Consider the following 19,421-nt stretch of genomic DNA (forward strand, 5'->3'; position numbering starts at 1 on the left):
GCTGGTACATGGCCAACTTGGTCAACTTGGAGGCTGTCTCCAAGTCGTTCGGCGTGCGTCCCCTACTCGACGGCGTGTCCTTGGGCGTCGGCGAAGGCGACCGCATCGGCGTCGTGGGCCTCAACGGCGGCGGCAAGACGACGCTGCTGGAGGTCCTGGCCGGGCTCGCCGAACCGGACGAGGGGCGGGTCAGCCAGAACCGTGGGCTGCGGATGGCGGTCGTCACGCAGCGCACCGAACTGGCCGAGGGCTCGACCGTGCGAAACGCCGTGATCGACCCGCTCGGGTTCGACGCCGAGCACGAGTGGGCGGCCGACGCGCGGGTGCGGTCCATCCTCGACGGTCTCGGCATCACCGGGTTCGGGCTGGACTCGCCGGTGGGCACGATGTCCGGTGGCGAGCGGCGGCGGGTGGCGCTGGCGGCGGCGTTGGTGCAGGACCTGGACCTGGTCGTGCTGGACGAGCCGACCAACCACCTGGACGTCGAGGGTGTGCGGTGGCTGGCCGAGCACCTGCTGGCCCGGCGCACGGCGCTCGTCGTGGTGACACACGACCGGTGGTTTTTGGATACTGTATGCAGCCGCACGTGGGAAGTCGTCAACGGCAAGGTCGAGCAGTACGAGGGCGGCTACGCGGACTGGATCTTCGCCCGCGCCGAGCGCGCCCGGCTGGCCGACACGGTCGAGGAGAAGCGCCGCAACCTGGCCCGCAAGGAGCTGGCGTGGCTGCGCCGCGGCGCGCCCGCCCGCACGTCCAAGCCCCGCTACCGGATCGAGGCCGCGGAAGAGCTGATCTCCGACGTGCCGCCACCGCGTGACTCGGTCGAGCTGATGGCGTTCGCCAAGCGCCGGCTCGGGCGCACGGTGCTGGAGCTGGAGGACGCGACGCTGACCGTGCCCGGCCGGACGCTGGTGCGCGACCTGACGTGGCGGATCGGGCCGGGCGACCGGGTCGGGATCGTCGGCGTGAACGGCTCGGGCAAGACGTCGCTGCTGAAGGCGTTGGCCGGTGAGCGCGAGCTGGAGACCGGTCGGCGGATCCAGGGCCAGACGGTGAAGCTCGCGCACCTGAGCCAGGAGCTGCACGACCTGGACGGGTCGATGCGCGTGCTGGAGGCCGTGGAGGAGATCGCGCGGCGGGTGGTGCTGGGCAAGCAGGAGATGTCCGCGTCGCAGCTGGCCGAGCGGTTCGGGTTCTCGTCGCAGAAGCAGTGGACGCCGGTCGGCGACCTGTCCGGTGGTGAGCGGCGGCGGTTGCAGCTGTGCCGGCTGCTGATGGCCGAGCCGAACGTGCTGCTGCTGGACGAGCCGACGAACGACCTGGACATCGACACGTTGCAGCAGCTCGAAGACCTGCTGGACTCGTGGCCGGGGACGTTGGTGGTGATCTCGCACGACCGGTACCTGGTGGAGCGGGTGTGCGACCAGGTGGTGGCGTTGTTCGGCGAGGGCGGGCTGACCGACCTGCCCGGCGGGATCGACGAGTACCTGCGGCGGCGGGACCGGCAGAAGGAGGCCGAGGCGGGGGCGCCCAAGGCGACTTTGTCGGCGTCGGCGGCGCCGTCGTCGGCCGCCGACCAGCGTGCGGCGCGCAAGGAGCTGTCGCGGCTGGAACGGCGGTTCGAGGCGTTGCAGAAGAAGGAAGCGCAGCTCCACGCGGCGTTGGCGGAGGCGTCCACCGATCCGGAGCGCCTGATGGCGTTGGACGCCGAGCTGAAGGCCGTCATGGTCGAGGTGGAGAGCGTCGAGACCCAGTGGCTGGCCGCAGCCGAGAACGCCGAAGGCTGACCCACCCACCCACCCACCCGCGAGTCGAACCCCCAGGCCCCGCGTGTCGAACACTCAGGCCCCGTGAGTCCTACGTTCAGGACCCGTGAGTCCTACGTTCGGAACCCCCGAATTCAACGCTCAGTACAAGATCGTTTGTTCTGAGCGTTGAACTCGGGGGTCCTGAACGTAGGACACGGTGGTTCTGAAGGTACGACTCGCGCGTTCTGAACGTAGGACTCACGCGGGGGTTAGCGGCCTCGGCGGCGGAGTTCGGTGACGAGCAGGGGCATGAGCTCGTCGACGAACGCGCAGTCGTAGCCCTGGCCGGCGATCAAGGACGTGGCGAACTTCATCTCGGCCACCTCCGCCGAAGACGCGCCGACCATGCCGTCCAACGCGATGCCGACCTCCTCCAACATCCGGTCCACCTGCGACGTCCGGTACCCGCACTGCGCCGGCCCCGCCACCGGGATCTTGATCAGGCGCAGCTGCTTCCACGACGTGACCGGCGGCAGCGAGACGGGCCGCAGCGAACCGGGCCTCGGCGGGTCGTCGACCAGCTGCTTCTCCACCCGCGCCAGGAACGCGTCGACCTCGGTCTCGTCGTACCCGCGCCGACCGAACATCGGCCGGCTGAACCGGGCCTCACGCACCTCGCGCGCGGACAGGTCGTCCTGCCCCAGCAACGTGTTCTCGATCCGGTCCAGGAACTTGTCGACCTGGGTCTCGTGGTACCCGCGTCGACCGCGTGGCGGTTTCCCGAAGGCAGCGGTGCGGACGTCCCGGGCGGTCAACGGGCGGGTGCCAGGCCCCGGACGCGGGCGCACGGGCGGCAACACCGCGACCGGGCGCTCCAACGCCACCAGGGGCGAGCGCTCCAACGTCACCACGACCAGGTCGAGGAACGTGTCCACGTCGTCCTCGTCGTACCCGATCTGCCCGGGCGGGGCGTAGCTGAACTCGTGGTCCTGCACCTGCTGCGCGGTCAGGTGGTCCCGGCCCGCCAGCGTGTTCTCGATCCGGTCGAGGAACGCGTCGATCTCGCCCTCGTGGTACCCGCGGTTCCCCGGTCTCGGCTTGTGGAACCGCACCGCCCGCACGTCCTGCGGTGTCAGCCCGGCCGCCGCGGGACGCATCCCGGTCGACGTGGCGTGAGCGCCCTGAGCAGGTGCGGAGGCCTGCTGCCGCTGCGGCGTCGACCCGAGGGTGTCGGCGACGAGGTCCATGAACGCGTCGACCTCGATCGCGTGGTAACCGGGCCGGCCGGGTCTGAACCGCACCGTTCGCACGTCGTGCTCGGACACGTTGTCCCGGCCCAGCAAGGTTTCCTCGATGCGGTCGAGGAAGGAGTCCACCTGCCCCTCGTCGTACCCGGGCCGGCCCGGCGGCGGGCGGTGGAAGGCGACCTGCCGCAGATCCTGCGCGCCCAACAGCGGCGCCGGATGTGCCGGCAGGTGCGTGCGCGCGTCGAACCCGGTCACCCATTACCTCCTTCGTGTGCGTACCGGGGAGTATCGCCGGATGGTGGCCCGGTCGTTTCGCCCTATTGGCTCAATGCTTGGAAGATCGCTCTACCCTTGTCGACATGAGCCGGTTCGTGGACACGATGGTGGCAACCGCTTCGGGTGCCGGAGGACAGAAGCGGGGCATGACCACGGGGGAGCCGAACGCTCCCGTCCGCCGGTCGTGGGCGGAGGTGCACGAGCAGGCCACCCGCATGGCCGGCGCCCTCGTGGCCGACGGGGTCGCGCGGGGTGAGTCGGTCGCGGTCCTCGCCGGCGACCCGGCCGTGATCGCGCCCGCCGTGCAGGCCACGTGGCTGGTCGGCGGCAGCATGACCATGCTGCACCAGCCGACGGCCCGCACCGACCTGGCCGAGTGGGCCGCGGACACGCTGCGCGTGCTGCGCATGATCAACGCGAAGCTGGTGCTGCTCGGCGCGCCGTTCGACGCGCTGTCGGGCGTCCTGGACGAGCACGGCGTCGCCTACCGCAAGCTGGACGAGCTGAGCGGTGAGCCGCTGGAAGCGCCCGTCGACGTCGACGAGGACATGCCCGCGCTGCTCCAGCTCACCAGCGGATCCACTGCGGACCCGAAGGCCGTCCGCATCACGCACGGCAACCTGTGGTCCAACGCCAAAGCCATGGAGACGGCCGCCGAACTCGACCCGGAGACCGACCGGATGGTCTCCTGGCTGCCGCTGTTCCACGACATGGGGATGGTCGGCTTCCTGACCGTGCCCATGCTGTTCGGCATCGACCTGGTCAAGGTCACGCCGGTCGACTTCCTCACCCGGCCCACCCTGTGGCCGGACCTGATCAGCCGTTACCAGGGCACCATCACCGCCGCGCCGAACTTCGCCTACGCCTTCGCCGCCCGGCGGATGAAGGGCGTGGACGACGGTGCGTTCGACCTGTCGAAGCTGCGGATCGCGCTCAACGGCGCCGAGCCGATCGACCCGGTCGCGGTGAAGGCGTTCACCGACGCGGGCGAGCGGTTCGGGCTGCGGCCGGAGTGCGTGCTTTGCGCGTACGGCATGGCGGAGACGACGCTGGGCGTGGCGTTCGCGCCGGTGTTCACCGGCATCGCGGTCGACGTGGTGGACCCGGAGGAGCTGGAGGCGGGTCACCGTGCCGTGCCGGTGCCGGCGGACAGCCCCAACGCGCGGGCGTTCCCGCTGCTCGGGCCGCCGCTGCCGGGGCTGGAGGTGCAGGTGGTCGACTCCGAGGGCGCGGTGCTGGGCGAACGCGAGGTCGGGCAGCTGCGGGTGCGCGGTGAGGCCGTGACGCCCGGCTACCTCACCGTGGACGGCCCGCTGGACACCCAGGACGCCGACGGCTGGCTGGACACCGGTGACGAGGGTTATGTCGCGGACGGCCAGGTCGTCGTGTGCGGGCGGCGCAAGGACGTGATCATCATGGGCGGTCGCAACATCTACCCGACGGACATCGAGCGCGCGGCGGCGGCTGTCGAGGGTGTGCGTGCGGGCAACGCGATGGCCGTGCGGTTGGACGCGGGCACGCGGCGTGAGCGGTTCGCCGTGGTGGTCGAGTCGAAGCTGGCGGGCGAGGACGACGCGGTGCGGGCGTTGAGCAAGGAGATCAGCGCGCGGGTCATGGACGCGGTCAGCGTGCGCCCGTACTCGGTGGTCGTGCTGAAGCCCGGCAGCCTGCCCAAGACCCCGTCCGGCAAGCTCCGCCGCTCCGCCGCGGCCGCTCTGGTGCCCGCCGGCTGAGAGGTGACGGGCCGAGATGTCGCGCGCTGACTCGTCACGGGCTCGCATGCCACCGGCTGGCATGCCACCGGCTGAACGCGCGCTTCGGCACGTGGAGGCGCGGTCGACCGGAACACCGCTCGACCGCGCCTTGCGCGTCACCCTCCACTTCCACCCCGAACGAGTGGTCGCCGCCCTCGCCGGCACGGGGCGTTACGTGTCGCAGTTCGTCACCGGGACGGGCAACGGCGGGCTGACCGCGTTCGCCGGGGGTGACCGGTGGCGGTGGGAGAGCCGGATCTTCGGCGGCGCGTACGACGAGGCGTCACCGGAGGACCGGCCGGTGTACGGCGGGCTGAACTTCCGCCTCAGCCCGTACGGCGCGGCGCCGCGGTTCGGTTCGGCGCACCTGCGGCTCACCGAAGGCGCTCTGGCGCGCACCACGTTCTGCTACCCGGACAGCTTCCTGGAGCCCGAGCACTTCGGCACGGCGGACCGCATGGCGTTGATCGGGATCGCGCGGGCGGACGACCGCGACCCGCTGGACGACTACGTCGAGGCGCACGTCCACGGCCCGGTGTCGGTGGAGGCGGACGTGGAGGCGCTGGTGCTCGACCCGGGCTACCGCGGCACGGCGGTGGAGGAAGCCGCGTCACGCCTGCCGTGCGCGGTCGAGTGGCATCCGGGGTTCCGGCTGCACGTGGACCAGCTGCGGGGGCACGGCGACTACCGGGGACAGCGGTACGTCGACCTGGGGCTGGAGATCGCGGTGGACGGCGTGCTCACCCCGAAGGTCCTCGGCGACGTCCGTGACCGCCACGACCCGCAGGACCTGAAGAAGGTCTGGCACCTGCTGGCCCGCTTCGGTCGGTGAAGCCGTTCGGTGAAGCCCGATCAGCGGAAATTGTGCCCAGTGGAACTTGTTCTCAGTGGAACTTGTTCTGGGCGGCTTCCAGCCCGAGTTCGAGCAACGCCTCCACGGCGTCCGCCGCACGGTCGAGCTCGAAGGCCAGTTCCTTGCGCTCCACGAGCGAGAAGTCACGCAGCACGTAGTCGGCCGGGTCCATCCGGCCCGGCGGCCGGTCCACCCCGAACCGCACCCGGTGGTAGTCCTTGGTGCCCAGCGACTTGGTGATCGACCGGAGCCCGTTGTGCCCGTTCTCCCCGCCGCCGAGCTTCAGCCGCACCGTGCCGAACGGCAGGTCCAGCTCGTCGTGCACGACGATGATCGACGCGGGCGTCGCCTTGTAGAAGTTCGCCGTCCCCGCGACCGGCCCGCCGGAGGTGTTCATGTAGCCGCGCGGCTTGGCCAGCACGACCCGGCGCCCGGCCAACCGGCCTTCCAGCACCTCCGCGCCGCCTTTGTGCGCCTTGAACTTCCCGCCCACCCGCGAAGCCAGCTCGTCCAGCACCAGGAACCCGACGTTGTGCCGGTTGCCCTCGTACTTGGGGCCGGAGTTGCCCAGCCCGACGACCAGGGCCACGTCATCGACCACGGAACCGCAACTCCTGCTCAAGCTCGTCCAACAGGGCGTCCACCGCGCGCACCTGGTACCCGCGCCGCAGTCCGGACGTGGTGGTGAACCTGGTGTGGCGCACCTCGCTGGAGGTCATCCGCCCCCGGCCGTCCAGCGTCGCGGCGGCCCGACCGAGGAACGCGTCGACTTCGCCGCGATCGTAGCCGTTGGCGGACTTGGGGAGTTTCACCGCCATGAGGGCGTCCCCGGTCTGGAGGGTCGTCGGCGGCACGTGCCCGGACCGGAGCTGGTGCTCTGCAGCGGCCAGGAAGTCGTCCACGGCCCGCTGGTCGTACCCGCCCGCGATCTCGGTGAACACGATCGTCCGCACCTGGTCGGGGTGCAGCCGGGAGCGTCCGGCGAGGGCGTCGGCGATGCGCAGGAGGAACGCGTCCACCTGCGCCGGGTCGTAGCCCTTGCCGCGCTTGCGGGGGAACGTGGTGGAGCGCACCTGCGCCGGGGTGAGGAACGGGAACGGCACGCCACCCCAGCCGTGTGGCGGGGGAGGCGTGCCGTTCGAGTTGCCCGACGTGATGGGCTCAGCCTTCTTCGGTGGCCTCGGTGTCGGCGGCCTCGGCCTCGCCGCCGTCCATGTCGGCGGCCGTCGGCGCGGCGTTGATCGCGAGGACCATCGCGTCGCCGTCGGTCACCAGCGTGGTGCCGGCGGGCAGGATCAGGTCGGACGCGTGCACCTGGGTGCCCGCGCCGAGACCGGCGATGGAGTACTCCACCTGCTCGGGGATGTTCAGCGCGTCGGCCTCGACCTGCACCGAGGTGAGGTCCTGGGTGAGGAGGGTCGCCGCGGCGGCGTCGCCGGTGAGGACGATCGGCACCTCGACGGTGACCTTCTCACCCCGCTGCACGAGCAGCAGGTCGACGTGCTCGATGTAGTTCTTGATGGGGTGCGTGGTGACAGTCTTGGTCAGTGCCAGCTCGGTGGAGGACTCGATGTCCAGCGTGAGAACTGCGTTCTGACCGTGCTCGCGGACAACACGGGCGAACTCGAGCGCCGGCAGGGCCAGGTGCTTCGGGTCGGAACCGTGGCCGTAGAGCACCGCGGGGATCTTGCCGGCGCGGCGGGTGCGGCGGGCGGCGCCCTTGCCGAACTCGGTGCGCTGCTCTGCGGCGAGACGGACCTCGGACACGGTGGGGCTCTCCTAACGGTCTGGCCAGGTATACGTCGGCGGGTACGTCGGGCGGGGCGAAGCGGGGGTTGGCCTGCGGCGGCGGGCGGCGCGGAGGGTGAACACGCGCGGCATCACAACCGCCGCGTCGATCACGCCGAGCGTGATGCTCGCCCTCGCCGAGGCAACCTGAACAGTGTAGGACGACCCGCTCGACTAGGCCTAATCGGGGTTCGCTAGCGGGCCTGAACGCCCCCGCTCGCGCCGTCCTGAGCGTTGAATTCGGGGGTCCTGAACGTAGGACACGGTGGTCCTGAAGGTACGACTCACGGGTTCTGAACGTAGGACTCACGGGTTCTGAACGTAGGACTCACGCGGAACGACCGGGCGGCGGAAGGCCGGCCGGTCGTTCCGCGGGGCGTGGAGCGTCAGGCGTTGCCGTCGAAGAGCGAGGTGACGGAGCCGTCCTCGAAGACCTCCTGGATCACGCGGGCCAGGAGGGGTGCGATCGGCAGCACGGTCATCGCGTCGAACCGCTTCTCCGCCGGGATCGGCAGGGTGTCGGTGAACACGACCTCACGCGCGCCGCAGTTCTGGAGGCGCTCCACGGCCGGGCCGGACAGCACCGGGTGGGTGGCCGCGATGACCACGTCCGACGCGCCCTCGGCGAGCAGCTGGTCCACCGCCTTGGTGATGGTGCCGCCGGTGTCGATCATGTCGTCGATGACCACGCACAGCCGGCCCTCGACCTGGCCGACCACCCGGTTCGCCACGACCTCGTTCGGTCGCATCGGGTCGCGGGTCTTGTGGATGAACGCGATCGGCGTGCCGCCCAGCGTGTCCGCCCACTTCTCGGCCAGCTTGGTGCGGCCGGCGTCCGGCGAGACGACCGTCAGGTCACGCCCGGCGTACTTGCCCCGGATGTGCTCGGCCAGCAGCGGCATGGCCCAGAGGTGGTCCACCGGGCCGTCGAAGAAGCCCTGGATCTGCGACGTGTGCAGGTCGACCGACACCAGCCGGTCCGCGCCCGCGGTCTTGAACATGTCCGCGACCAGGCGTGCCGAGATCGGCTCGCGCCCGCGGTGCTTCTTGTCCTGCCGCGCGTACGGGTAGAACGGCATGATCACGGTGATCCGCTTCGCGGACGCCCGCTTCAGCGCGTCCACCATGATCAGCTGCTCCATGAGCCACTGGTTGATCGGCGCGCAGTGGGACTGGATGACGAAGGCGTCGCAACCGCGCACGCTTTCCTCGAATCGCACGAAGATCTCGCCGTTGGCGAAGTCGTACGCCGACTGCGGGGTGACCGAGACGTTGAGGTGCTTGGCCACCTGCTCGGTCAGCTCGGGATACGCGCGCCCGCCGAAGAGCATCAAATTCTTCTTGGGTGTCCCGGACATCGTGGGGTTCACGGTCAGCGCCCTTCTTCGGTTGTGCCTGCATTCTCGGGCGTCTGGGCACGTTCCGCCGCTTCGGCGGCGGCCGTGCCCGGCCTCCGGGAGACCACCCAGCCTTCGAGGTTCCGCTGCGGGCCGCCGGACACCGCCAGCGCCCCGGGCGGCACGTCACGCCGCACCACGGTCCCCGCACCGGTGTACGCGCCGTCCCCCACGGTGACCGGCGCGACGAACATGTTGTCCGAGCCCGTGCGGCAGTGCGACCCGATCACGGTCCGGTGCTTCTTCACACCGTCGTAGTTCACCGTGACGCTGGCCGCGCCGATGTTGGAGTGCTCGCCGATCGTGGTGTCGCCGATGTAGCTCAGGTGCGGCACCTTGCTGCCGACGCCGATGTCCGAGTTCTTGACCTCGACGAACCCGCCGATCTTGCCGTCCGCGCCGAGCCGCGTGCCCGGCCGCAGGTACGAGAACGGGCCGACGGACGCGCCCGCGCCGATCTCCGCGCCGGAGCCGTGCGTGCGGACCACGGAAGCGCCCGGCCCGATCACGCACGCGGACAGCGTGGTGTCCGGTCCGACGACCGCGCCCTCGCCGACCGTCGTGCCCGCGCGCAGCTGCACGCCCGGCTCGATCAGCACGTCGCGGTCGAGCCGCACGTCCGCGTCCAGCCACGTGCTGGCCGGGTCGACCACCGTGACGCCGGCCCGCATCGCCCGCTCCACCAGCCGGCGGTTCAGCTCCGCGCCCAGCCGGGCCAGCTGCACGCGGTCGTTCACGCCTTCGACCAGCCACTCGTCGGACGTCACCAGGGCGCCCACGCGCCGACCGTCGCCGCGCGCGATGGTCAGCACGTCGGTCAGGTACAGCTCGCCCTGGGCGTTGTCGGTGGACAGCCGGGAGAGCCCGTCGCGCAGCACGGCCGCGTCGAACGCGTACACCCCCGAGTTGATCTCGCTGATCTCCCGCTGCGCGGGTGTGGCGTCCTTCTGCTCCACGATCGCCTCGACCGAGCCGTCGGCCGAGCGCACGATCCGCCCGTACCCGGTGGGGTCGGCCACCACGGCGGTCAGCACGGTCACCGCGTTGCCCCGCCCGCCGTGCTCGGCCAGCAGCCCGAGCAATGTGTCGGAGTCGAGCAGCGGCACGTCGCCGTACGTCACCACGACCGTGCCGGACAGGTCGGCCGGAAGTTCGGCCAGGCCGCAGCCGACCGCGTGCCCGGTGCCCTTCTGCTCCTCCTGCACCGCCACGGTGACCTTGCGGTCCAGCGCGGTGGACACGTGGTCGAGGTGTTCGGCGACCGCCGCGCGGCCGTGGCCGACGACGACCGCGAGGTGGTCAGGGCCGGTCCCGGCGGCGGCACGCACGGCGTGCTCCACCAGGGATCGGCCGGCGATGCGGTGCAACACCTTCGGAGTGGCTGAGCGCATGCGGGTGCCTTCGCCCGCTGCGAGGACGATCGTGCTGACTGGGGTGGGGACACCCTCGAGCATCAGCGCTCTCCCTAGCTGAGTGCGTGCTTTCAGCGGGAGGGGCCTGGCTTCCCGCCAGGTGCTGATACTAAGCGTCTGAGGAAGGCTCGACTTCCACCGCGGCAACCTGGCAGCCACCCCGGCGTTTCGCCACGTACATCGCCGAGTCGGCCCGTGCCAGCGCCGCGTGCGCCGTCTCGCGCGGGCGCACGGAGATCACGCCCACGGACAGCGTCACCCCTCTGGACAGGTCGGATGGCAAGCCGGCGACGGCATCCACGGCCCGGCCGAGGGCCGCCTCGGCGGCGTGCAGCGGAGCGCCGGGCAGCAGCACGACGAACTCGTCGCCGCCGTACCGGGCCACCAGGTCGTCACCCCGCAACGCCTGCCGGAGTGTGCTCGCAATCACGCGCAGGACGTCGTCGCCCTCGGCGTGCGAGTGCTTGTCGTTGACCACCTTGAACCCGTCGAGGTCGACCAGGGCGATGGCCATCGGGTGGGTCTGCGCGCCGATCAGCCCGGCCAGCCGGTCGTCCAGCGCGCGCCGGTTCGGCAGCCCGGTCAGCGGGTCCTGCAACGCCTGCTGCGCGATCGCGCCGTGCGCCCGGGTCAGCCGCTCGTGGTCGCGCCGGGTGAGCAGGGTGGCGGTGCGGGCCTCCTGCATCAGCCACAGCTCCACCTCCAGCGCGTTGGCGTAGGTCTGCAACGCGGAGATGGTGCGCTCGCCGTGCGGGCCGGACATGTTGGCGTACTCGCGGGTCAGGCACAGCATGAGGGTGGGCTCGGAGGTGTCTTTCTCCAGCCGCTCGCGGGCGTCGTGCAGGACCTGCAACGCCTGCTGGGGCAGGTCCTCCATGTCCAGGCAGCGGGCCAGCGCGATGGACACGATGATCAGCTCGCGGGCGTACATGGCCAGCTCGCGCAGCGACCACAGCCGCGCGATGTGCTCCGCGCCGGGCTTGGCCAGCGCGTGCGCCGCGCCTATCACCGGCACCTGCTCGGCGGCCGTCCGGTCCCGCCGGCCGGGGTGCAGCGACTCCCGGAACGGTCCCTCGACGGCGGTGGCGATGGCGGACGCGGTGGCGAACCGCTCGGTGGCCTCGCCGAAGTTGTCCACCCGCTCCAGCCGCAGGCCCCAGCCGATCAGCAGCCGGGTCCGGTTGAGCAGGTGCACGTAGATCTGGTGCGGGTTGGCGCTGTCCCGGATCGCGTTGTGCGCCCGCGCCAGCACGTCGTCCGCCATCTCGTAGACGCCCAGCTGGGTGAGCACGAGCCCGGTCGACCCCAGCGCGGACGCGAGCAGCCGGTCCCAGGTGCGCTTGTCCATCATCGGGTCGGGGGCGAGGTCTTCCTCCAGCATCGCCAGGCCGCCCGCGACCTCGCTCAACGCCTTGTCCTCGAACCCGCCCATCAGGTAACGGCGACCGCGCAGCGCGTGCGCCTCGGCCTCCAGCACCAGCAGGCCGTGCCGCCGGGTGTGCGCCAGCATCTCGTCCAGGACGCTGTCGGACAGGTCGACCAGGCCGGGGGTGACGATCCGGACCACCGCCGCCGCGCGCAGGAGCTGGCCGACGATCCGCGGCTCGCCCCGGCCCTGTGCCTCGGCCAGGATCTCGTCGACCTCGTGCGCCGCGTCGAGCTGGTCGGACAGGTGGCTGCTCTGGGCCACGGCCACGAGTTCGCTCGCGCGGCCGACCAGCCACGCGTCGGACATCTCGTGGAGCGCCGGCGCCACGTTGTCCTGCTCGTCGACCGCTTGCTCGTGCAGCGACTCACACCCCCATGCAGACGCAGGGCGTCCATGCAGACGCAGGGCGGCCGGGACCTTCGTGGCCCGGCCCTCTCGCTCCGCCACCAGGATTCGAACCTGGACCATCGGAACCAAAATCCGAGGTGCTGCCTTTACACCATGGCGGAACGGTCGGGGCTCGCCCCGACCGCGCGAACACATGTTGTCACGACTCTCCCAAGAAGGTCAGCAGCACCACTCAAGTGGCGGCAACCGGTGGGTAACTCGATCATGACAGTCCGTGTTATCGCTGGTCAGGAAAGTGTATCGCAGGGCTTAGGTCACAGTCGGATGAACGTGGCATGCCCGCATGTCGACACTGAGCGGCGCTGGAAGCGGGTTCCGGGGCGGTGCGCGGGCATGATGTCGTCCGAAACAATCATCGATTCAACTACCACCCGTAGTCGGCCGCGCACTATCGGGTTGTCGGACTCGGAACTCCGACGCCGCTATCGGACGCCGGCGACCGAATCGAGAAAGTCGGACACCGTGCGCTCGTACGCCTCTGGGTCGACGTTCCACGCCGCCGTGTGCTCCGCCGCGGGCACCTCGACGTAGCGGAGGGGCCAGTCGAGCCGGCCCGCCGCCGCGGCCAGGTCGCGGGACGGCTGGACCGGCACGGTGCCGTCCGCACCGCCGTGGAACAGCAGGGTCGGGGGCCGGTGCGCGGGCGGGTGCGCGGCCAGGTCGAACCGGCTGAACTCCAGGTCGACCCGCCAGTCCGAGACGAGCTCGGCGATCGGGACGAGCTGCTCCGGGACGCCCCGGTTGCCCGACTGCATCTCCAGCGTCTTCGTCCAGCTCACGACGGGTGCGTCCAGCACGACCGCGGCCACGTCGACCGCCTCCGCCGACCGCGCCAGGAACTGGCCGACGATCGCGCCGCCCATGGACCACCCGTACAGCACGACGTTCCGCGCGCCGCGCCTCTCGGCGTACTTCACGGCCGCCTCGACATCGCGCCATTCGGTGTCGCCCAGGTGGTACAGACCGTCCGGTGACGCCGGAGCGCCCTCGTCGTTCCGGTACGTGATGGCGAGAACGGGTAACCCGAGTTCGTGCAGTGCCGGCATGACGCGCAAGGCCTCGGCCCTCGAGCCGCCCCTACCGTGCACCGCGACGACCCACGTGGACGATGTCGCGGGCACCAGCCATGCCGGTGCGTCACCCAATTCGGTCGGAATTCGCACTTCCGTGTACTCCAGGTCGTGCGCCTCGGCGGGGTCGGTGGTCCACACCGCCGTCTCCATCCGCACCAGCGTGCCGTCCGGGGGCGCAGCGCCCTCCAGTTCGCGCACCACCGTGCCGGCGGACCGACCCGTCACCTGACCGACCTTCGCGCCGCCTCCCGGCCACACGAGCCCCCATGTGCCCGGCAGCACAGTGACCCTGGACTCCACCAGCGCGACGGACCCGGACGCCGAAGACGTGACGGTGTCGCGGTAGCCCGGACGGGCGTTCTCCGGTTCGAGCAGCTCGCCGCTGTAGTACCAGCCGAACCCCAGCAAACCGCCGCTGATCAGCAACAACACCACTGCCAGTGAGACGAGCGCGACGCGCAGCCGACGTCTGCGGCGAACGTTCGGTGACCCCATTGCCGAATGATGCCCCGCCGGTGATCGACACGCCCGGCTTGCTGAGAACACGCCATGACTTTCGCCCCGGCTATGGCGGGACCACATCCGCCTAACTTACGCTGCCGTAAGTTACGGTCCCGTAGGTAGCCCCGAACACACAACGAGGTACATGTATGACCAGCACCCTGGAGAGCAGGTCCACGCCGCAAGGGCCCGAGGATCGCGGACCCAAGCCGATCATCGACGGACGGCGTGGGCACGTCGAGCAGTTCAGCGTGTACGTGTTCGTCATCGTGCCGTTCCTGGCTTTGCTCGCGGCCGTTCCGCTCGCTTGGGGCTGGGGGCTGGGCTGGGTGGACGTCGCGCTTTTCGTGGCGTTCTACTACGTGGCCGGCCTCGGCGTGACGATCGGTTTCCACCGGTACTTCACGCACGGCTCTTTCAAGGCAAACCGCGCGCTCAAGATCGGCCTCGCCATCGCGGGCATGATGGCGCTGCAGGGCCCCGTGATCGTGTGGGTCGCCGACCACCGCCGTCACCACGCCTTCTCCGACCGCGAGGGCGACCCGCACTCGCCGTGGCTGTTCGGCAGCGGCCCGGTCGCGCTGGCCAAGGGCTTCTGGCACGCCCACATGGGCTGGCTGTTCGACCGCGACCAGACCAACGCCCAGCGCTTCGCACCCGACCTGCTGGCCGACAAGGACCTGGTCCGCGTCGACAAGCTGTTCCCGCTGTGGACCACCATCAGCCTGCTCGCGCCCGCCCTCATCGGCGGCCTGGTCACCATGTCGTGGTCCGGCGCGCTGTCGGCGTTCTTCTGGGCCGGCCTGGTCCGGGTGGCGTTCCTGCACCACGTGACGTGGTCGGTCAACTCGATCTGCCACATGGTCGGCGACCGCCCGTTCGCGGCGCGCGACCGGTCCGCCAACGTCTGGGCGCTGGCGATCCTGAGCTTCGGCGAGTCGTGGCACAACCTGCACCACGCCGACCCGACGAGCGCCCGGCACGGCGTGAAGCGCGGTCAGATCGACACGTCCGCGCGGCTCATCTGGCTGTTCGAGAAGTTCGGCTGGGCGACGAACGTGCGGTGGCCGAACCCGGAGCGACTGGCCCGCATCACCGCCAAGAAGTGACCATCCGCCCTGCCTTCACCTGCCCCTCGCCTCGCCGGCGAGGGGCAGGTGTTTAGGGTGGCGTGGATGGCGGGGAGACGGCGCGGCGACGAGACACCGGTGCCACGCGTGCGGATGACCGGCAAGGAGCGGCGCGAGCAGCTGCTCGACGTCGCTCGGGCGTTGTTCGCCGAGAAGGGTTTCGAGGTCACCTCCGTCGAGGAGATCGCGCACCGGGCGGGTGTGTCCAAGCCCGTGGTGTACGAGCACTTCGGCGGCAAGGAAGGCATCTACGCGGTCGTGGTGGACCGCGAGATGCAGTACCTGATGGACCACATCGTCAACGCGCTGTCCGGCGGGCACCCGCGTGAGCTGCTGGAACAGGCGGCGTGCGCGCTGCTGGACTACATCGAGGGATCGTCGGACGGCTTCCGGATCCTCGTGCGCGACTCGCCCGTGGCGTCGTCCACCGGCACGTTCTCGTCGTTGCTGAACGACATCGCGTCCCAGGTGGAGTCGATCCTGGGCGCGCACTTCTCCCGCCAGGGCTATGACCGCAAGCTGGCCGCCCTGTACTCGCAGGCGTTGGTGGGCATGGTCGCCCTGACCGGGCAGTGGTGGCTGGAAGTCCGCAAGCCGAAGAAGGACGAGGTGGCCGCCCACCTGGTCAACCTGGCCTGGAAGGGCCTGTCCCACATGGACCACAAACCCCGCCTCCGCACCCGCTGACCCCACGCGTCGCGTGAGTCCTACATTCCGGTCCCGTGAGTCCTACATTCGGAACACCCGAGTTCAACGCTCAGAACGCGGACGCCTGTCGTGAGCGTTGAATTCGGGGTACGCGAACGTAGGACTCACGCGTTCTGAACGTAGGACTCACGCGGTGGGGGCGGTCACTTTGAGGATCTTGTCGTCGGTGCCGTTCGACGTGGTCACGTAGAGGGCGCCGTCGGGGCCCAGTTCGGCGCCCCGCAGGCGGCCGTGGGCGTCGTCCAGTTCCGGCGGGATCGCCACGGAACCCACCTTGCCGTCCTGGCCGACCGTGAACAGCAGCACCTTCGAGCCCTTCAGCGCCGTCACGGCCAGCACGCCGTTCAACGCGCCCCACTGCTCGCCGACGAGGAACGCGGCGTCGCAGATCGCCTCCGTCGAATCACCGGACGACCACACGGCGGGCACGGCGTCCGGGAACCGTTCGAGGTCCGTCATCGGCACGTCCTCGTCGTAGCCGCCCACCGCGCCGCCCTGCGACGGGTCCCAGCCGTAGTTGGCCCCCGGCTCGAGCACGTTGACCTCGTCGTCGACGTCCGGCCCGTGCTCGGCGGTGAACACCACGCCGTCCGGCCGGATCGCGACACCCTGGATGTTGCGGTGCCCGTAGGTGTAGATCCGGTCGCCGAACGGGTTCCCGGCCACGCCCTCACCGGTGTTCAGGTCGACCCGCAGCACCTTGCCGCCGAGGCTGGACTTGTCCTGCGCGACGTTCCCCCGCGCCGTGTCCCCGGTGCCGACGAGCAGGTGGCCCTCGCGGTCCAGCGCCATCCGACACCCCGAATGCCGACCGCTCGGGTTGGTCGGCAGCCCCGCGACCAGCGGATCTTTCACCCGGGTCGCCTTCGTGCCGGCCAGCTCCCACGTCACCAGCCGCACGTCCGACGCGGTGTTGAAGCACGTGGTGAACCGCCTGCTGGTGGCGAAGTCCGGGTGCACGACCAGGCTCATCAGCCCGCCCTCGCCCCGTGCCGCGACGTCACCGAGATCGGCCTCGACGTCGGTGGCCCGGCCGTCCGAGACCAACGAGATCCGCCCCGGCCGCTGCGGCACGAGCATCCGCCCGTCGGGCAGGAACCCCACGTCCCACGGGTGGCTCAACCCGGCCACCACCACCTCGACCCGCAACCCCTCGGGCGCCGGAGTCCCCGGCGCACTTCCCCCGGAGCCGTCCGACGAACACCCGGCCAACGCCGGAGACCCGGCCAACACCGCCACGGCAGCGAACCCGACAACGCGACGCATGCGGATCAGCATGCCCACCAACGTGTGTGCTCGCCGTTCACGTTCTTGGGTAGGGCCGTTCGACCGGCAGCAGCGCCCGCGCGCCGTCCAGGTCACCGGCCCGTGCCAGGTCGCGGACCTCGTGGGCCAGTGCCGTCACGTCGGTCAGCCCTACGATCCACTCGTCCACGTACCGGCGTGATGCGTCACCCGCCAGCCCCAACTGCAACGACCGGTAGGGCAGCTGGTTCAGGTGCAGGTCGCGCTCCGGGTCCCACTGCACCCGCACGTCCGGCTTCCGCCCGACGCCCTCGTCGCTGGGCACGGCCTCCCGCACCGCCTGGTCGAACCCCGATCGGGTGATCCGCACCGCCAGCACGCACTCCTGGTCCGGCTTCGTCCCCCATCCGGACCGGTACATCATCCAGAGGAACGACGGCTTGATCCACGTCATCCGGCCGACCTTGAACGGCGGCACGAACCGGCCCGCGGCCAGCGCCGGACCGGCCACGACAGGCGAGTACGCCTGGTACACGGTGAGGTGCCGATCGTCGTAGTCGGCTCTGATCTCCCTGATCTCCACGTACCCAGCGTCACGCCCCCGTCAACCGAAATCACGGGGCACCCGGACCGGGAGGCCCGTAGGCTGGCGAACGAGAACCCCTCCGGTGGACGTTCAGTCCCGGGCAGGGGTCTGTCTCGTCTAGGTCATCGAGGTCGATGTGGTGAGTGCGAACGCGGTTGGCAAGGCGTTGCGGCACGAACGGGTGATCTTCCCCATGTTCGTTCATACGTTCGATAGCGTGGGCTGTATGGGGGTTGTCAGGCCGAGTCGGTCGATCGCGGCGTCGTATGTCGTGCCGGGGCCGTCGGGTGTGTCGGTCCGGGATCGTCTCAGGGGCCTGACGGTCGAGGACGAGCGGGTGTTGCGTCTGTTGGGGCGGCATCTGGGGTCGTTGGCTTCCGGCGACCTCAAGGTCCGGTGCGCGGACGGTTCGGGGCATTCCGCCGGGCGGTGGGCGGCGCGCAAGCGGGAGCTGACGTCAGGGTCGTCGTCGCGGTGGGCGGGGAGCATCACCAAGTCCACGCACGATCAGTGGGCGTTGGCGCGACGGTGCCGGGCTGCGCATGTGCGGGCTCTGGAGACCGGGGTGGCGATGATCCGACACCGTCTGTCGTTGCCGGTGGGGGCACCCGGCGGGAAAGGCGCGCCCGGCGGCTACCGGTCGAAGCACGAGTGGTTCGTCAAATCACGACGCCTGGCGGCGTTGGCGGATCGACTCACTGCGGTCCAGGGAGATCTAGGAGCGGGGCGGGTCCGGGTTGTGCGAGGTGGGCGACGTCTGCTCAACACCCGCCATCACCTGGGCGAGGCCGGGTTGTCCGGGCAGCAGTGGCGGGCGCGGTGGGAGGCGGCACGCTGGTTCCTGTCGGCGGACGGCGAGTCGGGTAAACGCGGGGGCAACGAGACGATCCGCGTCACGCTCGACGGCGAGGTGTCGATCAGGCTGCCCGCGCCGCTGGCGCACTTGGCGAACGCGCGGCACGGCCGGTACGTCCTGGCGTCGTCCGTGGAGTTCCGGCACCGCGGCGGGGAGTGGGCCGACCAGGTCGGGAACGACCTGGCGGTGGCTTACCGCGTGCACCACGACGCGGACCGTGGCCGCTGGTACATCACGGCCTCCTGGCAGCGCCCGCCCACGCCCGCCATCCCGTGGGACACAGCCCGCGCGGCCGGGGTGGTCGGCGTGGACTTCAACGCGGACCACCTCGCCTGCCACCGGCTCGATCGGCACGGCAACCCGGTCGGCGGGCCGCACCGGTTCTTCTTCGACCTGTCCGGCACCGCTGCCCACCGTGACGCCCAGATCCGCCACGCCCTCACCCGCCTTCTGCACTGGGCCGAGCAGACCGGCGTCACCGCGATCGCGGTCGAGGACCTGGACTTCTCCACCGAGAAGACCCGGGAGAAACACGGCCGCCGAAAGCGGTTCCGGCAACTGATCTCCGGCATGCCCACCGGCAAGCTCAAGGCCCGACTGGTGTCGATGGCCGCCGTAACCGGCATTGCGATCGTCGCGGTCGACCCCGCGTACACCAGCAGGTGGGGCGACCAGCACTGGCGCAAGCCGCTGACCACCGGCAAGCGCACCATGACCCGTCACGACGCGGCTGCGGTCGCGATCGGACGACGCGCCCTCGGTCACCCGATCCGGCGACGGACGGCACCGCCCCACGACGACCGGAGTGATCGTCGCGGGCATCGGACCGCCCAGACCGCACCAGGTGACCGCAGGCGTGACGGAAACCGCCCGCCCACCACGGACCACGCCCACCGAAGCGTGCCGCCGAACGGGACGAGAACGCGGCGACCCAGCACATCCACCACCGTTCGGGATGTGCGCAGTGACCAGCAGCGGGTCCAAGACCCACTCCTGCTTGCTGACTAGGA

16 protein-coding genes and 1 tRNA gene are annotated in these 19,421 nt (G+C 70.6%); 6 read left to right on the forward strand and 11 right to left on the reverse strand.

Annotation, left to right across the window (positions count from 1 at the left end):
- The first annotated feature begins 8 nt into the window (after positions 1 to 8).
- Complete coding sequence (locus tag F4560_RS36245; RefSeq protein WP_184927597.1) at positions 9 to 1,787, forward strand: ABC-F family ATP-binding cassette domain-containing protein; 1,779 nt, start codon at positions 9 to 11, stop codon at positions 1,785 to 1,787.
- A gap of 230 nt (positions 1,788 to 2,017) precedes the next feature.
- Here F4560_RS36245 and F4560_RS46375 read toward each other — a convergent pair whose 3' ends face one another.
- Positions 2,018 to 3,250, reverse strand: a complete 1,233-nt coding sequence (locus F4560_RS46375; protein ID WP_221483762.1) for a DivIVA domain-containing protein — start codon at positions 3,248 to 3,250, stop codon at positions 2,018 to 2,020.
- 104 nt (positions 3,251 to 3,354) lie between these two features.
- On the opposite strand from F4560_RS46375, the gene F4560_RS36265 reads away from it, so the two are divergent.
- A complete protein-coding gene (locus F4560_RS36265; RefSeq protein WP_184927598.1) occupies positions 3,355 to 5,004 on the forward strand; it encodes a fatty acyl-AMP ligase in 1,650 nt (549 codons plus the stop codon).
- 61 nt (positions 5,005 to 5,065) lie between these two features.
- Positions 5,066 to 5,857, forward strand: a complete 792-nt coding sequence (locus F4560_RS36270) for a DUF3626 domain-containing protein (RefSeq protein ID WP_246477929.1) — start codon at positions 5,066 to 5,068, stop codon at positions 5,855 to 5,857.
- Between the two features lie 52 nt (positions 5,858 to 5,909).
- On the opposite strand, the gene pth is transcribed toward F4560_RS36270, so the two are convergent.
- The 8 genes from pth to F4560_RS36310 form a co-directional block, all read right to left on the reverse strand.
- The gene (pth, locus tag F4560_RS36275; RefSeq protein ID WP_184927599.1) at positions 5,910 to 6,479 is read right to left on the reverse strand and encodes an aminoacyl-tRNA hydrolase; all 570 of its coding nucleotides are present in this window, start codon (positions 6,477 to 6,479) and stop codon (positions 5,910 to 5,912) included.
- The gene (locus tag F4560_RS46380) at positions 6,469 to 6,981 is read right to left on the reverse strand and encodes a DivIVA domain-containing protein (RefSeq protein WP_184927600.1); all 513 of its coding nucleotides are present in this window, start codon (positions 6,979 to 6,981) and stop codon (positions 6,469 to 6,471) included. The genes pth and F4560_RS46380 overlap by 11 nt, the downstream gene beginning before the upstream one ends.
- Before the next feature lie 58 nt (positions 6,982 to 7,039).
- The gene (locus F4560_RS36285; RefSeq protein WP_184927601.1) at positions 7,040 to 7,645 is read right to left on the reverse strand and encodes a 50S ribosomal protein L25/general stress protein Ctc; all 606 of its coding nucleotides are present in this window, start codon (positions 7,643 to 7,645) and stop codon (positions 7,040 to 7,042) included.
- Positions 7,646 to 8,052: 407 nt separating this feature from the next.
- Positions 8,053 to 9,024, reverse strand: coding sequence for a ribose-phosphate diphosphokinase (locus F4560_RS36290; RefSeq protein ID WP_184929602.1), 972 nt, complete (start codon positions 9,022 to 9,024; stop codon positions 8,053 to 8,055).
- A 14-nt stretch (positions 9,025 to 9,038) separates the two neighbouring features.
- Positions 9,039 to 10,517: a bifunctional UDP-N-acetylglucosamine diphosphorylase/glucosamine-1-phosphate N-acetyltransferase GlmU gene (gene glmU, locus F4560_RS36295; protein WP_184927602.1), complete on the reverse strand. Its 1,479-nt coding sequence runs from the start codon at positions 10,515 to 10,517 to the stop codon at positions 9,039 to 9,041.
- A 67-nt stretch (positions 10,518 to 10,584) separates the two neighbouring features.
- On the reverse strand, positions 10,585 to 12,231 hold the full coding sequence (locus F4560_RS36300; RefSeq protein WP_312869681.1) for a GGDEF domain-containing protein: 1,647 nt from the start codon (positions 12,229 to 12,231) through the stop codon (positions 10,585 to 10,587).
- Between the two features lie 111 nt (positions 12,232 to 12,342).
- Positions 12,343 to 12,413: transfer RNA gene (locus F4560_RS36305), tRNA-Gln, on the reverse strand.
- Between the two features lie 321 nt (positions 12,414 to 12,734).
- On the reverse strand, positions 12,735 to 13,880 hold the full coding sequence (locus F4560_RS36310) for an alpha/beta hydrolase family protein (RefSeq protein ID WP_184927603.1): 1,146 nt from the start codon (positions 13,878 to 13,880) through the stop codon (positions 12,735 to 12,737).
- 155 nt (positions 13,881 to 14,035) lie between these two features.
- Between F4560_RS36310 and F4560_RS36315 the strand changes: the two genes are divergently transcribed.
- Together F4560_RS36315 and F4560_RS36320 are read left to right on the forward strand one after the other, a co-directional pair.
- Positions 14,036 to 14,995: an acyl-CoA desaturase gene (locus F4560_RS36315; protein ID WP_184927604.1), complete on the forward strand. Its 960-nt coding sequence runs from the start codon at positions 14,036 to 14,038 to the stop codon at positions 14,993 to 14,995.
- A 114-nt stretch (positions 14,996 to 15,109) separates the two neighbouring features.
- A complete protein-coding gene (locus F4560_RS36320) occupies positions 15,110 to 15,703 on the forward strand; it encodes a TetR/AcrR family transcriptional regulator (RefSeq protein ID WP_184929604.1) in 594 nt (197 codons plus the stop codon).
- A gap of 147 nt (positions 15,704 to 15,850) precedes the next feature.
- Here the strand turns inward: F4560_RS36320 and F4560_RS36325 are convergent, their stop codons facing one another.
- On the reverse strand, positions 15,851 to 16,990 hold the full coding sequence (locus F4560_RS36325; protein WP_184927605.1) for a PQQ-dependent sugar dehydrogenase: 1,140 nt from the start codon (positions 16,988 to 16,990) through the stop codon (positions 15,851 to 15,853).
- 37 nt (positions 16,991 to 17,027) lie between these two features.
- Positions 17,028 to 17,552: a DUF4291 domain-containing protein gene (locus F4560_RS36330; RefSeq protein ID WP_184927606.1), complete on the reverse strand. Its 525-nt coding sequence runs from the start codon at positions 17,550 to 17,552 to the stop codon at positions 17,028 to 17,030.
- Positions 17,553 to 17,781: 229 nt separating this feature from the next.
- Here F4560_RS36330 and F4560_RS36335 point away from each other — a divergent pair, with 229 nt between their 5' ends.
- The gene (locus F4560_RS36335; RefSeq protein ID WP_184927607.1) at positions 17,782 to 19,419 is read left to right on the forward strand and encodes a transposase; all 1,638 of its coding nucleotides are present in this window, start codon (positions 17,782 to 17,784) and stop codon (positions 19,417 to 19,419) included.
- The last annotated feature ends 2 nt before the right edge of the window (positions 19,420 to 19,421 follow it).

The organism is Saccharothrix ecbatanensis (genome assembly GCF_014205015.1).
In the GTDB taxonomy this organism is placed as follows: Bacteria; Actinomycetota; Actinomycetes; order Mycobacteriales; family Pseudonocardiaceae; genus Actinosynnema; species Actinosynnema ecbatanense.

Excerpts from the sequence above, each read along its gene's own strand:
- F4560_RS36245 (WP_184927597.1), top strand. The coding sequence starts at position 9 with ATGGCCAACTTGGTCAACTTGGAGGCTGTCTCCAAGTCGTTCGGCGTG.
- F4560_RS36265 (WP_184927598.1), top strand. The coding sequence starts at position 3,355 with ATGAGCCGGTTCGTGGACACGATGGTGGCAACCGCTTCGGGTGCCGGA.
- F4560_RS36270 (WP_246477929.1), top strand. The coding sequence starts at position 5,066 with ATGCCACCGGCTGAACGCGCGCTTCGGCACGTGGAGGCGCGGTCGACC.
- F4560_RS36290 (WP_184929602.1), bottom strand. The coding sequence starts at position 9,024 with ATGTCCGGGACACCCAAGAAGAATTTGATGCTCTTCGGCGGGCGCGCG.
- glmU (WP_184927602.1), bottom strand. The coding sequence starts at position 10,517 with ATGCTCGAGGGTGTCCCCACCCCAGTCAGCACGATCGTCCTCGCAGCG.
- F4560_RS36310 (WP_184927603.1), bottom strand. The coding sequence starts at position 13,880 with ATGGGGTCACCGAACGTTCGCCGCAGACGTCGGCTGCGCGTCGCGCTC.
- F4560_RS36315 (WP_184927604.1), top strand. The coding sequence starts at position 14,036 with ATGACCAGCACCCTGGAGAGCAGGTCCACGCCGCAAGGGCCCGAGGAT.
- F4560_RS36320 (WP_184929604.1), top strand. The coding sequence starts at position 15,110 with ATGACCGGCAAGGAGCGGCGCGAGCAGCTGCTCGACGTCGCTCGGGCG.
- F4560_RS36325 (WP_184927605.1), bottom strand. The coding sequence starts at position 16,990 with ATGCGTCGCGTTGTCGGGTTCGCTGCCGTGGCGGTGTTGGCCGGGTCT.
- F4560_RS36335 (WP_184927607.1), top strand. The coding sequence starts at position 17,782 with ATGGGGGTTGTCAGGCCGAGTCGGTCGATCGCGGCGTCGTATGTCGTG.